This window comes from Chryseobacterium sp. VAUSW3, assembly GCF_002205795.1.
In the GTDB taxonomy this organism is placed as follows: domain Bacteria; phylum Bacteroidota; class Bacteroidia; order Flavobacteriales; family Weeksellaceae; genus Kaistella; species Kaistella yananensis.
The window spans coordinates 77,508-92,460 of sequence record NZ_NIUY01000004.1 but is presented as its reverse complement, the minus strand read 5'-3'; the positions used below and the strand labels follow the sequence as shown (position 1 = coordinate 92,460).

The window sequence follows — 14,953 nt, the reverse complement described above, 5'->3', positions numbered from 1 at the left end:
GCCAAACTTTAAAATTTATTGTGCACACAGAAAAAATCATGCTAAATTCCTACCACAGAACTCCGTCTTTCGAGGAGAACCACGTCGCGCCATACACCGTTCATCTGCGCCAGACGCTCGCGTCTGCCCACTGTTCTGAATCCAAATCTTTCATGAATAATAATACTAGGCTGATTTTCCGGGAAAATGCTGGCCTGCAGCATCCAGAATTCCTCTTCTTCACTGGCGAGAATCAGTTTGTAAAGCATCATAGAGCCTAAACCTTTACCCTGGGCAGAGTTCCGGAGGTAGATACTCACTTCTGCCACGCCTTTGTAACAGTCGCGCGCGCTGATCGGCTGCAGCGCTGCCCAACCCATCACCTCATCATTGACATCTTCCAGAACGAACCGGCAGCTCTTGAAGTATTTATCGTCCCAAGCTTCCCACGAAGGTGCATGCTGATCGAACGTGGCATTTCCACCCGCGATTCCTTCCTCAAATATGGCAATGACAGCAGCGCCATCCTCAGGCTGCATGCTTCGTATTTCGTAACTCATCCCTCAATTTTTTTCTCGTGATTAGCGGGAATAAAATTAAATAAAAAACCGGAACTGATGCTCCGGTTTAAAGATATTACGCTACCTGTTGATTGAATTTTATTCAAGTTCCCTCTTCAGGAATCTGGCGGTGAGGCTCTTGCGGGATTTCGCGACTTCCTCCGGTGTTCCTTTGGCGATAATTTCACCGCCTTTGTTACCGCCTTCCATACCGACATCGATAATGTGGTCAGCAAGCTTGATGACATCCAGATTATGCTCAATTATTACAAAAGAGTTTCCTAAATCCACGAGTTTATTGATGGCTTCCATAAGCACTTTTACATCTTCAAAATGGAGTCCGGTGGTCGGTTCATCCAGGATATAAAGGGTATTTCCGGTCTGTCTTTTCGCCAGCTCCGTCGCCAGTTTAATCCGCTGCGCTTCCCCGCCCGAAAGCGTGGTCGACTGCTGCCCGAGGGTAATATAACCCAACCCTACATCCTGCAAAGTTTTCACTTTGGCGTAGATTTTCGGCAGGGGCTGAAAGAACTCCGTAGCTTCATCAATCGTCATATCCAGCACATCGGAGATCGATTTACCTTTATAACGCACTTCCAGTGTTTCGCGGTTGAAACGTTTTCCGTTGCAGGTCTCGCAGTGTACATACACATCTGGAAGGAAATTCATTTCAATCACCTTCAGACCTCCGCCTTGGCAGGTCTCGCACCGGCCGCCTTTTACGTTAAAGGAGAAGCGTCCGGGTTTATAGCCGCGGATTTTCGACTCCGGATGTTCAGCGAAGAGGTTCCTGATGTCGGTAAACATGCCGGTATAGGTAGCGGGGTTCGAGCGTGGCGTTCGACCGATTGGGGCCTGGTCCACATCCACGATCTTGTCGATATGCTCGATTCCTTCAATCTTTTTATAGGGTAATGGCTCCTGTACCGCCCTGTAGAAGTGACGGTTAAGGATCGGGTACAGCGTCCCGTTGATGAGGGACGACTTTCCACTGCCTGAAATACCGGTGACAACCACGAGTTTCCCCAGCGGGATTTCAAGCGTGACGTTTTTCAGGTTATTGCCCGTGGCACCTTTCAGGACAATGGATTTTCCGTTGCCTTCGCGGCGGGTTTCAGGGATTTCAATCTTCCGCTTACCGGTCATATAATCCGCCGTTACGGTATCTGCTTTCAGCAGGTCCTTCGGATTCCCCTGCCAGAGAATTTCTCCGCCAAACTTCCCTGCACGTGGCCCAATATCCAGTACCTCATCGGCTTCCAGAATCATGTCTTTATCGTGTTCAACTACAATTACCGAATTACCGATATCGCGCAGATTTTTAAGCGAATTGATGAGTCTTTCATTATCCCGCTGGTGGAGTCCGATCGAAGGTTCATCCAGGATATAAAGCACATTTACCAGTTGGGAACCAATCTGCGTTGCCAGACGGATTCTCTGTGATTCACCGCCGGACAGGGTGCGCGAACTCCTGCTCAGACTCAGGTAATCCAGCCCCACATCGAGGAGGAACTGAAGGCGGGTCTTGATCTCTTTGAGAATCTCGTGGGCAATGACTTTATTCTTTTCACTGAATTTGTCTTCAACTTCATTCAGCCAGTCCATTAAATCAAGCAGTGAAAGGCTGTTGATTTCAGCGATGTTTTTACCGTCGATCTTAAAACTTAAGCTTGAAGGCTGAAGCCGGGTACCTTTACACTCTGGGCAGACTTCTTCAGTCGTGAAATGTCTTTCGAGAAGAATAGCATCGTAGCTTTCCTTGTCTTCGATCATTTCGTTGATCAGGGGAACCAGACCATCGAAGTTCACTTTTATCTTCTTGGTGATTCCTGCGTATTTGAGGTCTTTACTGAACTCCTTATGGCAGCCGTGGTAGATATAATCCAGGGCTTCGGCAGGAATATCGTTAAAGGGAGTCGCCAGCCCGAGTCCGAAGATCTCGAGGATATTTTTAATCTGGCCAAGAATCCATTTGTTTGATTTAATATCCTCTAATGGAAGCAGACCACCCTGATTGATGGAAAGCTTAGGATTTTCAACAAAGTAATCCGTATTGACTTTTTTTACAGTCCCAAGGCCTTTACAGTAAGGGCAGCTGCCTTTGGGGGAGTTGAATGAGAAGGTATTCGGTTCTGGGAGGGCAAGAGAATGCCCGCTCTCCGAATCCATTAAGTTTTTGGAGAAATATTCGATATCTGTGCTGCCAAGAATCTGAATCCCAATTGTTCCCTCGCCCATCTGCATGGCGGTACGCAGGGATTTTTCCATCCTGTTTTCGGAAGCGTTTTCACCGATGATCCACCGGTCGATCACAATGTCGATATCGTGGGTCTTATAGCGGTCGAGTTTCAGGTCGGCTTCAATATCCACCAGTTCACCGTCGATCCTTGCCTGGCCGTAGCCTTTTTTGGACATCTGGATGAAGAGCTCATGGTAATGACCTTTACGGGAACGTACCACGGGTGCCAGTAGCATGAGTTTCTCGCCGCTGTAGTTTTCCTTGATAACCTCAATGATCTGCTCTTCGGAATAGCTGACGAGTTTTTTACCTGAAGTAAGGGAATACGCGTCGGAAACCCGGGCAAAAAGCAACCGGAGAAAGTCGTATAATTCGGTCACGGTACCTACCGTGGAGCGCGGGTTTTTATTGGTGGTTTTCTGCTCAATGGCGATTACAGGAGAGAGACCGTCGATTTTATCGACATCGGGTCTTTCGAGGCCACCGAGGAACTGCCGTGCGTAGGCAGAAAAAGTTTCGATATACCTCCGCTGACCTTCAGCAAAGATAGTATCAAAGGCAAGGGAAGATTTTCCGCTGCCGGAAAGTCCGGTAATCACCACGAGTTCATTGCGCGGGATTTTGACGGAAATATTTTTAAGGTTGTGTTCACGGGCACCGTAAACTTCAATATATTCTTTGGAATCTTTCATTTTTAAGCTCCCGGTATCTGGATATTTAGGATTTGCAAAAATACGGAATTTTTAGCGCATACTCAACTGAGACTTACAATTGTAAATAAAATAAACGCGGAATTTCCCTCCGTATTTTCTAAAGGCACAGTCCAAAAACCATGCTGAATAATTGGCATGCTCCTAAGCAACGTCATCCTGAAGAACTGTTTCCCATCAACGAGATTAAATATTTCCGTGCACCGCGTGTCTCCACAAAAGAACTCTGCGGTATGAAGGTTCAGCTGATTTAATTTCAAGCTGCTTTGCGGAAGAAATTCGGGATCTGATCAGGCGTGAGCCCCAACTACTCGGATACCTTTTTGCAGTTCTTTCATTTTAGCGAGTTGCTGTACATCCAATCCGCCATATTTGCTTTTCCATTTATAAAAAGTAGGCTGACTGTTACCGTGTTGCCGGGAAATCTCATTCACTGTTTTTCCTTGAATTTGTTCAGATAAAACCTTAATGATCTGAACTTCTCACTAAAGACGTAAATAATACTTCTACCCTTTTATTATAACTTTACAGCCGAAAACACCGCATATAATAACATCTATTTAATACAAGAAGAACCAAGGAATTAAATAGCTTATTGTGAGGAGTTTTTTTTAGAATCAGTAAAATTGATGAGGATTCTTCAACAAAAATTACGGAAATTAGTAATAATAAAGAATTGTAAATCTGCGGAACCACCCATTAGCAGACATTTTACAGAGACAAAAAAAATAAACCAACACATGAAAATAGTAAAAAATAGTAAAAAAAACATGTGTTTTTAATCATATTCAATTACCATAACTTACTGATTATCAGTGTTGGTTTATTCAGTGGAGGATATCGGGATCGAACCGACCACCTTTAGACTGCCAGTCTAACGCTCTAGCCAGATGAGCTAATCCCCCGTTTTCTGCAATTTTAGATTATAAATTCTAAATTTTAGATTTGCAATAATACAAATTTTTATCATAAATCGTAAGGGTTAGTGGATTTTTTATTGGGAAAAGTGGGTTAAGGTTAAGGTTGAGAAAACTTCTTTTCGGCGACGAGAGAAAATACATGTGGCACCTTACTCCCAAACTGAGGAATCCGGTACTTCCCTTTCTCAAATTCTTCGTTATGTCGGAAGCAGGCATAAGGTGACCAGTTGTACTCGAGGAAGCATTTAATTTCCAGACTGTGGGCAATAAGGCTGGTGAGAACTTCTGAAGTGTCGTGGTTCCACATCACGTAATCCTGCACGAGAGGGGCCGACGGGTCGGCATAGGTACCTTCGTAAGTTTCTATAATGGGTTTTTCGTTGAAATACGAGTATTTGATGTGCGTGAAATCGTCATCATACATCCACACCACGGGATGAAACTCCACGAACACCAGTTTGCCGCCGGGTTTCAGGAAGTGGGCAATCACCGCCGCCCATTGGTCGAGATCGGGAAGCCATCCGATGATTCCGTAACTGGTGTAAACGATGTCGAATTCGCCTTCCAACACGTTCGGAAGTTCATATACATCGGAAACAATAAATTCGGTATCGGTACCGCACTGCGTGGCGAGATCTTTGGCAGTTTCAATGGCTTTGTCGGAAAGATCGATGCCCGTAACTTTCGCGCCCAGTCGGGAAAGCGAAATGGAATCCTGCCCGAAATGACACTGAAGATGAAGAATCTTTTTGCCGCGGAGGTCGCCAAGAAGATCCACTTCGATGGAGTTAAGGGAGCTGCGGCCTTTGAGAAACTCGTCCACGAAGTAGAAGTCGGATTTGAGGTGAGGTTCTACTTTGGCGTTCCACGATTTGCGGTTGATTTCGAGGTAGTTCATGGTGAGGTTGAGGTTTAAATTATCATCCCGACGAAGGAGGGATCTTCAAGCTTTTAAAGTTAAGCGTTATTTATTTCCAGATTAAAAACAAGCAAAGCATCGAGCTACCACATTGTTAAGATTGTGATAAATAGTTAACGAAACACGAAATAGTACAGCAAAACCCACATGGAAATAAAAACCAGCCCGGGATACAGCACCGCGCGGAATTTCATGATATCCCTTTTCCAGAAAAACAGATAGACCAGATATGCAATATAAACTACCGTAAGCAACGCAGGAAGAATCAGGTAAACCATCGTAAATTATTTATGGATCGTGAGATAAATATAGGTTTTTCTGCGGAATAATCTGTTGATTTTCCGTAAAATTTATTGATCCTATAAATGCTTCCTGGCCGGATTCGGGGCTGATCACCAGAGTTTAGGCGTTTACTTTACCCCAAGAAAATCAGAAATAGAGCTGGTTTCCTGTTCTCCGGTGAGAAGGTTTTTTATGGTAACATTCCCCGCTTCGATTTCCTGATCGCCGAAGAACACCAGATTCGGGATTCCTTTCTTTTCGGCATAGGTAAACTGTTTTTTCAGTTTTGCAGCTTCGGGATAAAGTTCAGCTGCTGTACCGTTTCCGCGGAGCTGCGCAATGATTTTTAAAGCCGCAACGGACTCTTTTTCTCCGTAATTGGCAAAAAGATATTTCACCGAACTTTCTGCACTGTCGATAAACATTCCGAGTTCTTCCATCACGAGGTAAATCCTGTCGAGGCCGAAAGAAATTCCGATTCCGGGAATGTTTTTTACACCGAAAACTTCCGTAAGGTTATCATACCTTCCGCCGCCACCGATGGATCCCATGGCCACACCGTTTGCCTTGACTTCGAAGATCGCTCCGGTGTAATAGTCGAGACCTCTGGCCAAGGTGATATCGAACTTCAGGTTTTCTGAAGAAATGCCCAAATCCAGACATTTTGTAAGCACGAATTCCAGTTCATTTACGCCGGCAGTTCCTGTTTCAATTCCGGCAAATTTTTCTTTGAGCTGAAGAACATTTTGCAATGCATCTTCATTTTCGGTAAAAAGAAAATCGAGTTTATCAATAGAATCCTGCGAAATATTTTTTTCCAGAAGTTCCTTTACGACACCTTCCTTACCGATTTTATCCAACTTGTCCAAAGCAACGGTAAAGTCGATCAGCTGATCAGAAATTCCCGCATATTCGGCTAATCCCGAAAGTATTTTCCGGTTGTTGAGATGAATGGTTACGGGGATTTTAAGTTCAGAAAATGATTTTAAATAAAGCTGCACAAGCTCTACTTCCTGCCAAAGGCTTTCGCTGCCCACCACATCGGCGTCACACTGGTAAAACTCTCTGAACCGGCCTTTCTGCGGTCGGTCGGCTCTCCAAACCGGCTGAATCTGGTATCTTTTGAAGGGAAAAACCAGATGCCCGTGATTCATCGCTACAAATCTTGCAAAAGGTACGGTAAGGTCGTAACGGAGGGCTTTTTCAGAGATCTGCGAAATGAGTTTCTGGGAATTCTTCGCCTGCCAGTCTTCTTCTTTTGTTTTTGAAGCATAGTCGCCTGAATTCAGGATTTTAAAAATCAAACGGTCGCCTTCTTCCCCATATTTACCGGTTAATGTGGAAAGATTTTCAAAACTTGGAGTCTCTAATGGTTGGAATCCAAAGAGTTCAAAGTTCCTTTGTAAAGTATTGATTATCAACCTTCTGTTGATAATTTCCTTTGCGGTAAAATCGCGCGTTCCTTTTGCTAAACTTGGCTTCATGCTGTTTTGTAATACGTAAAGATTAATAAGCAATTTCGAATTGCTTTTCGGTCGCAAAAATAAGGATTTGCAAAGGATTTTTCATCACAAAAGCCGAAGAATACCATCAACGGCTTTAATAAAATATATAGGAATTTGTGTTTTTGTGGAGCTAAAGCAAAATAAAACAAGATTATTACCCTAGACCGATTCTAAAATCTCAATAATTTCTTCGCCGTAGTTTTCGATCTTGTGCTTGCCAAAACCTTTGATATCGAGCAGTTCCTCTTTCTTTACCGGTTTGTATTTGGCGATGGAAAGCAGCTCTTTATTGGTGGCAATAAAATACACCGGGAGATTTTGGTCTTTGGCTTTTTCGGTACGCCAGAGTTTCAGCGAATCGAGGATTTTAATTTCGTCAGCATTCAGTTCGGCATCATTTTCTGCCGAATATTTGGGCGTTTTGGAATCATTGACGGTCATTTTCAGTTCTTCATAATAGAGAATCACCGACCAGTAACCTTCATCGTCTTTCACAAAGGCTGATTCGAATTTCAGGACATTATTTTCCCTCAGAAAACGGTCGAGTACCTTTTGGTCGTGCTCAATGAAATCATCAGACAGGCGGACTTTTAAAACTTTAACTTTCATGACATTGTGTTTTTTGAGATTAAAAAAGCTTCCTCAAAGTTAATCCGGAAAACCAGGTCCTCTGAGGAAGCGCAAATTTATTTACCGCCCAGCAGTACGAGTTCTTCCACACGGATTTCGGTGATATAATGTTTTATTCCTTCTTTGTCGTCCCAGCTTCTGTACACGATTTTGCCTTCTACCGCGATTTCCTTTCCTTTTTCTACATATTTTTCGACGATATCTACTGTTTTTCCGAAAAACACCAAATTGTGCCATTGGGTTTCTTCCACTTTTTCGCCGAGTGCGTTGGTGTAAAAATCGCTGGTTGCGAGACTTACTTTACCAATTCTTCCGTTTTCGAATTTTACAAATTCAACGTCTTTTCCTGTTCTACCAATTAAGGTAACTCTGTTTCTTAGTGACATGGCTTTAAAATTTTATAATTAAACATCAGAAACGGGTCTCACTGATTTTTCCCCGAATCTCTGATGCAAAGATTCAACGGGCCTCAAAATATAGCCGGTAAAGAATTGCTTATTACCGTTTACAGTCGTTTGCAACGGATATATTATTGATTTTCAAATAAATAAAAATAACAATAGTAGCTGACTCTTGCGTCAACATTGAGATATTAACCTCTCCGCTTACCAGCTGCAGCATTTAAGGCTGTAGGGATGAACTTTTAATACATTTAAATTTCAAAAACATTATATTTGTCAACTTCTGTAATTAAACCAGTAACAAAATGATCCTGATTGTTGACGATGCTCCGGAGAATATAATTTCCCTTAAAAAAGTACTTGAAGTAAACGGCTTCGAGGTAGACACCGCTTCATCAGGGGAAGAAGCACTGAAAAAAATCCTTAAAAAATCCTATGTCCTTATCATATTGGATGTACAGATGCCTGAGATGGACGGCTTTGAAGTAGCAGAAGCCATTTCCGGTTACAGCAAGGCCAAAGAAACGGCCATAATCTTTCTTTCCGCTGCCAGCGCCAATGTGAACCTCATCACCCGCGGATACTCCTCCGGAGGTTTGGATTATATCAGCAAACCGGTTGACATGAATATTCTGTTGCTGAAAGTGAAAACCTTTTACCGCATCTACGAACAGAGCCGCGCCCTGAACGAAATGCAGACCAAACTTCTGGAAGAAATTGAGTTCCGCAAAGAAGCCGAAAGAAAAAAAGACGAGTTCATCAGTATTGCCAGCCACGAACTGAAAACGCCCATGACGAGTATCAAAGGATATATTCAGCTGCTTGAGCGGAGCCTCAACAAAGAAGATCTGGAAACTACCAGAATCCGCCTGCACAAAGTACAGAATCAGGTTGAAAAACTGAACCTGCTTGTTGCAGACCTGCTCGATATCTCTAAAATTGAAAGCGGCAAACTCAAATTCAATAAAAAATACTTCAGTTTCGATAAGATTCTAGATCATATTGTGGAGATCATGCAGCAGGCCAATCCCAAAGTGAAGTTCATTAAAAAAGGAGGTATCGATACTGAAATTTTTGGTGACGAAATGCGGATTGAGCAGGTCATCATTAATTTTATGACCAACGCGATTAAATATGCACCCGACAGCGACGAAGTTCACCTCACAGCAGAACGACGTGGAGATGAAATTTATTTCTCGGTAAGAGATTTTGGCATTGGAATGGCAAAGGAACACCAACAGCAGATTTTCGGTAAATTTTACCGCGTGGAGGAAACTTCCGAACGCTTCCAGGGGCTGGGCATCGGCCTCTATATCTGTCTTGAAATCATCGAAAGACATCAAGGCAAAATTGGCGTCAACAGTGAGCCAGGCAAAGGTTCTGAATTTTATTTTACAATCCCCGTACATCCCGAAAAGGATGCGAACTCATAATTAAAGTGTATGAATTTTAAAAACAACCTTCTTTACGGACTCGGCTTGTCGATGCTGCTTTTGCTCATAAGCTCCACGGCCTCTTTTATCAGTATTAAAAACCTGATCGAGAGTTCGAAAATGGTGCGCGAAAGCAACGAAACCATAAAAAATCTGGGCAACGTTTTCTCTCTTGTTAAAGATGCCGAGACCGGCCAGCGCGGGTATCTTCTTTCCGGCGACGAAGCTTTTCTCACACCTTATAATAATGCCAAGGCTAAAATTGCGCAGGCAATTACAGAGCTCAAAAGCGAAATTACCCCATCCTTAGTACAGGCCCAGAATCTTGAACACCTAAGGGTAAATATCGAATCCAGACTGGTGATTCTGGACCAGAATCTGGAACATAAACGTAAAGCGAATCTGGAAGTAACAGCAGAACAACTGCTGTCGGGTAAAAAACACATGGACGCGATCCGCGCCACGGTAGGTGCCATGCAGACTGAAGAAGAAAGGCTTCTGCAGGAACGTACCGATACCATGAATACATTTGCTGCATACACCCCTTTCCTCATCATTGCTTCCGCACTGCTCGCCATTCTCATTACGCTGGTATTCTTCCGTAAAGTGCTTCAGGATTTCAATGAGAAAAACAAACTGACCAACGAACTCGAAGAAAAAAATAAAGAGACCGTAAACCGTCTGATCGCAATCGAGAAAGTAACCGCACAGATCTCGAACGGTGATTACGATATTCTTTCAGACGACAACGCGCAGCATAGTCTTGGGAACGTGGCCCACCCGCTGAACCGTATGGCCAAATCGCTTCAGACCTCCTTCAACTCACTGGAGGAAAAAGAATGGCTGAGCACCTCGATAGCCCAACTGAATGACCGCATGATGGGCGAAAAAACCATCAGTGTGCTTGCAGCAGAAATTTTAAACCACATCACTGATAAAACCAAAAGCCACGTGGCAGCTCTCTACATACAGCAGGAAGACAACCGCCTTCATCTCGAAGGAAGCTATGCCCTCGCCGAGCGGGACACCAGAAGAACTCTGCAGATCGGCGAAGGAATTGCCGGACAGGCATTCCAGTCCAGACAGCAGCTTGTTGTTGAAGATATCCCGGACCGCGAAACCACCATCAGTTTTGCGACCGGAAATACCAGACCCCGCAACATTGTGGCCGTACCGATTACAAGATATAACATTCCTTTAGGTGTACTGGAACTGGGCAGCACCCAGGAATATACTCCGCTGCAGCTCGAATTTCTTTCCTCTGTTGCCGGAAATATCGGTCTTGCATTCTACAGCGCGCAGAGCCGTGTAAAACTTCAGGAACTTTTGGAAGAAACCCAAGCACAGTCCGAAGAATTGCAGTCCCAGCACTCCGAACTCGAAAACATCAACGCAGAACTCGAAGCCCAGTCTCAGAAACTTCTGGCTTCGGAGGAAGAACTGCGCGTGCAGCAGGAAGAACTTCTGCAGAGCAACCAGGAGCTTGAAGAACGTACAAGCCTCCTCGAAGAAAAGAACGCGCTGATCGAAGAACGGAATATCGATATTCAGCAGAAATCCAGAGAGCTGGAACAGAGCACCAAATACAAATCGGAATTCCTCGCCAACATGTCGCACGAACTCCGCACCCCGCTGAACTCCATTTTACTGCTTTCGAAACTGATGTCGGAAAGTGAGGATCTTGATGAACAGTATGTAGAATATGCAGAAGTAATGCAGAGTTCGGGTCAGGGCTTGCTCACACTGATCGATGAAATCCTGGATCTTTCAAAAATTGAATCCGGAAAAATGACGCTCGAATTCAATGATGTTCCTTTAATGGAAATTACGAAAGACATGCGGATGCTTTTCAGCCCGATTGCGAAGGATAAAAACCTGGATCTCAACATCGAAACCGATACCGACGCTGCGCAAATGCTGCGAACAGATAAACTCCGCCTCGAACAAATCCTTAAAAATCTGCTTTCCAACGCGATTAAGTTCACTTCTGAAGGAAGCATCACGCTGAAGGTTTCAGCGGATCCATCGAAGGATAAAGTCATCTTTAAAGTCATCGACACCGGAATTGGCATTGCTAAAGATAAGATGAGGCTTGTTTTTGAGGCTTTCCAGCAGGCGGACGGATCAACACAGCGTAAATATGGCGGTACCGGACTGGGACTCTCCATCAGCCGCGAACTGGCAAGGCTTCTTGGCGGAGAAATTACCCTGGAGAGTACCGAAGGCAAAGGCAGTGAATTTGCCCTTATCGTTCCTGTAGACTCAGAAAAAGTACAGGACACCGAGCCGGAAACACCAAAAGAAACCGCAGTTTACATCCCGGAAACGAAACTACAGCCCGAACGTTATATCTCCGACAGGATTCCTGAATCCATCGATGACGACCGGGAAAATATTCAGGCGGGCGATAAAATTATTCTCATTATTGAAGACGATACGGCTTTTGCCAAGATTCTCGTAGATTTTTCGCGCACCAGAAATTATAAAGTATTGGTTGCCGTTCGCGGAGATGAAGGCATTGAAATGGCCCAGCATTTTAAACCGCTCGCCATACTTCTCGATATTCAGTTGCCAATAATGGATGGCTGGCAAGTCATGGAAGCCCTGAAATCCAATCCTGAAACCAAACCTATTCCGGTACATATTATGTCTTCAATGAAGTTCCGCCAGGAAAGTTTACTCCGTGGCGCGGTAGATTTCATCAACAAACCCTTTGCCCTGGAACAGATGCAGGAGATTTTCAAAAAACTCGAAAACGTACTGACCAAGGGCCCGAAAAAAGTGCTGATTGTAGAAGAAAACGAGCAACATGCCAAAGCGCTCAGCTACTTTTTAAGTGCCAATAACATCAATACCGATATCGCCAATAATGTATCGGACAGTATCGACGCGCTTCAGAACCGTGAAATCGACTGTGTGATTCTCGATATGGGCGTACCGGATAAAACTGCTTACGAAACCCTGGAGACCATAAAGCAGAACAAAGGTCTGGAGCAACTTCCGATTATCGTATTTACAGGAAAAAACCTTTCACAGGGTGAAGAAAAAAGGATTAAAAAATATGCAGATTCCATTGTTGTGAAAACAGCATATTCTTACCAGCGTATTTTAGATGAAGCGGGTCTTTTCCTACACCTGGTAGAAGAAAAAACGAAAAAGAACAAGCAACAGATGGGAGGCTTCGAAAATTTAGGCGAACTCCGCAACATCCTCAAAGACAAAACCGTACTGATTGCAGATGATGATGTAAGGAATATCTTTTCACTTACCAAAGCCCTGGAACTGCACGGCATGAAAGTGATTCCTGCGATGGATGGCAAAGAAGCACTGAATACATTGAAAAAAGATCCATCAATCGACGTGGTGCTGATGGACATGATGATGCCCGAGATGGATGGATACGAAAGTATCCGCGAAATCCGCACCATGACTGAGTTTAAAAACCTGCCGGTGTTGGCGGTAACCTCAAAAGCGATGATGGGAGACCGCGAGAAATGCATCGCAGTAGGCGCATCAGATTATATTTCGAAACCTGTAGATATCGATCAGCTGATTTCCCTTCTCCGGGTTTGGCTGTACGATAAAATTTAAAAATTCCTTATTATAATGAATACCGAAAAGGAAATACTTATCATCGACGACGACAGCCGAAATATCTTCGCGCTCACCGCAGTACTCAAAGCTAAAAAGTACCAATGTCTTTCCGCGTTAAGTGCAGTGAAAGGACTGGAACTTCTGGAGGAAAACAAAAATATCGGGGCTGTACTCATGGACATGATGATGCCTGAAATGGACGGTTATGAAGCCATCGGTAAGATGAAAAGTGATACGGCGCTGCAGCATATTCCCGTAATCGCCATTACCGCTCAGGCCATGACGGGGGACCGGGAAAAATGCCTGGAGGCAGGTGCCGACGGCTATATCAGCAAACCCGTAAATGTAGAAGAACTGCTTGTATTACTGAATAAACTAATTGACTGAAGTGTTGAAATCAACAGAACATAGCGATGAACTCATAGAAATTCTGCTTTCGGATGTGCTGGAAGTGTATGGCTACGATTTTACAGGCTATTCCAGAGCTTCCTTGAAACGAAGGATTCTGAGACTTTATGAAATGGATAAATTCGTGAGTTTTGCCGAATACCGGTACAAAATAAGAACCGAACCCGGCTATTTCAAACGTTTTCTTGAGGAAATCACGATTAATGTAACGGAAATGTTCCGCGACCCGTCTTTTTATAAAACCTTGAGAACCGAAATCCTGCCCAGACTCGGCACCTATCCGTTTATCCGAATTTGGGTCGCAGGCTGCAGTACGGGAGAAGAAGCGTATTCTGTAGCGATTTTCTTAAAAGAACTCAATCTGCTGCACAAATCTCTCATTTATGCAACAGACATCAACAGTGAGGTGCTGGCAACGGCAGGCCAGGCGATGATTCCGCTCAATAAAATAAAACTCTACACCGAAAATTACATCGCAGCAGGCGGAAGCGAACACTTTATTGATTATTATACAGCAAATTATTCTCTGGGGAAACTGAAAGATGAACTGAAATCAAAGATTATTTTTTCGACCCACAACCTCGTGACCGATAATTCCTTCAATGAGTTTCAGCTGATCCTCTGCAGAAATGTCCTCATCTATTTCGACCGCCCCCTGCAGAATAAAGTTTTTGAACTCTTCAACAACAGTCTGGAAAAATTCGGCTACTTGGCTTTAGGCACCAAAGAAACACTCGAGTTCTCCATCGTTGCCAAAAACTTTGAACGGTTGAAAGGTGAAAAAATCTGGCGCAAAATCCATGAATTATGAAACACTGTGAAGCATTGCTTATTGGCGGATCAGCCGGCAGCCTGGAGGTCATCCTGAAATTGCTTCCGGGACTGAACCCTGCACTTCGTTTCCCCATCATTCTGGTGTTGCACCGCAAACCCGGAAAAGACGATATTTTAACGAATCTGCTGGCTGCAAAAACCGAAATGAAGGTGAAAGAAGTGGAAGAAAAAGAAGTGATGCTGCCCGCAACCCTTTACATTGCGCCACCCAATTACCATCTGCTCATTGAAAATGACCACACTTTTTCTCTGGATGCCTCCGAAAAAGTAAACTTTTCACGGCCCTCGATTGATGTCACGTTCGAAAGTGCTGCGGAAGTATTTAAAGAAAACCTTGTTTGTCTTTTGCTTTCGGGAGCTAACAGTGATGGAACCGCAGGACTGAAAATTGTGAAGGAATTTGGAGGCATGGCCCTTGTGCAGGACCCGGCGACAGCGGTGGTAAGCTTTATGCCCGAAGCTGCCCTGGCCAATGTGGACGTAGATGCTGTGCTGAAATCCAACGAAATGTCGGAATATATTAATAACTTACCTTAATG

Annotated in this window: 13 protein-coding genes and 1 tRNA gene; 5 read left to right on the top strand and 9 right to left on the bottom strand. The window is 44.1% G+C overall.

Annotated features, from left to right (window positions below; genetic code table 11):
* Positions 1–41: 41 nt before the first annotated feature.
* The 9 genes from CDW55_RS11665 to CDW55_RS11630 form a co-directional block, all read right to left on the bottom strand.
* On the bottom strand, positions 42–539 hold the full coding sequence (locus tag CDW55_RS11665; RefSeq protein ID WP_088469948.1) for a GNAT family N-acetyltransferase: 498 nt from the start codon (positions 537–539) through the stop codon (positions 42–44).
* Between the two features lie 99 nt (positions 540–638).
* The gene (gene uvrA / locus CDW55_RS11660; RefSeq protein ID WP_088469947.1) at positions 639–3,470 is read right to left on the bottom strand and encodes an excinuclease ABC subunit UvrA; all 2,832 of its coding nucleotides are present in this window, start codon (positions 3,468–3,470) and stop codon (positions 639–641) included.
* Between the two features lie 308 nt (positions 3,471–3,778).
* The gene (locus CDW55_RS12665; protein ID WP_410492783.1) at positions 3,779–3,958 is read right to left on the bottom strand and encodes a transposase; all 180 of its coding nucleotides are present in this window, start codon (positions 3,956–3,958) and stop codon (positions 3,779–3,781) included.
* A 361-nt stretch (positions 3,959–4,319) separates the two neighbouring features.
* Positions 4,320–4,393, bottom strand: a tRNA-Ala gene (locus tag CDW55_RS11650).
* 112 nt (positions 4,394–4,505) lie between these two features.
* Positions 4,506–5,306 (bottom strand): class I SAM-dependent methyltransferase, encoded by an 801-nt coding sequence (locus CDW55_RS11645; RefSeq protein WP_088469945.1) that lies wholly within the window; start codon positions 5,304–5,306, stop codon positions 4,506–4,508.
* A gap of 134 nt (positions 5,307–5,440) precedes the next feature.
* Positions 5,441–5,605 carry a hypothetical protein gene (locus CDW55_RS12515; protein WP_179285945.1) on the bottom strand — a complete coding sequence of 55 codons (165 nt, stop codon included), beginning with the start codon at positions 5,603–5,605 and terminating at the stop codon, positions 5,441–5,443.
* A 132-nt stretch (positions 5,606–5,737) separates the two neighbouring features.
* Positions 5,738–7,093, bottom strand: coding sequence for a histidine--tRNA ligase (hisS, locus tag CDW55_RS11640; protein ID WP_088469944.1), 1,356 nt, complete (start codon positions 7,091–7,093; stop codon positions 5,738–5,740).
* A 180-nt stretch (positions 7,094–7,273) separates the two neighbouring features.
* On the bottom strand, positions 7,274–7,723 hold the full coding sequence (locus CDW55_RS11635) for an HRDC domain-containing protein (protein WP_088469943.1): 450 nt from the start codon (positions 7,721–7,723) through the stop codon (positions 7,274–7,276).
* Between the two features lie 77 nt (positions 7,724–7,800).
* Positions 7,801–8,130: a single-stranded DNA-binding protein gene (locus CDW55_RS11630; protein ID WP_088469942.1), complete on the bottom strand. Its 330-nt coding sequence runs from the start codon at positions 8,128–8,130 to the stop codon at positions 7,801–7,803.
* A gap of 320 nt (positions 8,131–8,450) precedes the next feature.
* Here CDW55_RS11630 and CDW55_RS11625 point away from each other — a divergent pair, with 320 nt between their 5' ends.
* Genes CDW55_RS11625 through CDW55_RS11605 form a run of 5 tightly spaced genes read left to right on the top strand, consistent with a single transcriptional unit; the run spans position 8,451 to position 14,951 of the window.
* Positions 8,451–9,578 (top strand): hybrid sensor histidine kinase/response regulator, encoded by a 1,128-nt coding sequence (locus tag CDW55_RS11625; protein WP_088469941.1) that lies wholly within the window; start codon positions 8,451–8,453, stop codon positions 9,576–9,578.
* A 9-nt stretch (positions 9,579–9,587) separates the two neighbouring features.
* A complete protein-coding gene (locus CDW55_RS11620) occupies positions 9,588–13,169 on the top strand; it encodes a response regulator (protein ID WP_088469940.1) in 3,582 nt (1,193 codons plus the stop codon).
* 15 nt (positions 13,170–13,184) lie between these two features.
* Positions 13,185–13,559: a response regulator gene (locus CDW55_RS11615; RefSeq protein WP_088469939.1), complete on the top strand. Its 375-nt coding sequence runs from the start codon at positions 13,185–13,187 to the stop codon at positions 13,557–13,559.
* 1 nt (position 13,560) lies between these two features.
* Positions 13,561–14,391, top strand: a complete 831-nt coding sequence (locus tag CDW55_RS11610) for a CheR family methyltransferase (RefSeq protein WP_228399649.1) — start codon at positions 13,561–13,563, stop codon at positions 14,389–14,391.
* Positions 14,388–14,951, top strand: a complete 564-nt coding sequence (locus tag CDW55_RS11605) for a chemotaxis protein CheB (protein WP_179285944.1) — start codon at positions 14,388–14,390, stop codon at positions 14,949–14,951. Before CDW55_RS11610 ends, CDW55_RS11605 begins: the two co-directional genes overlap by 4 nt.
* The last annotated feature ends 2 nt before the right edge of the window (positions 14,952–14,953 follow it).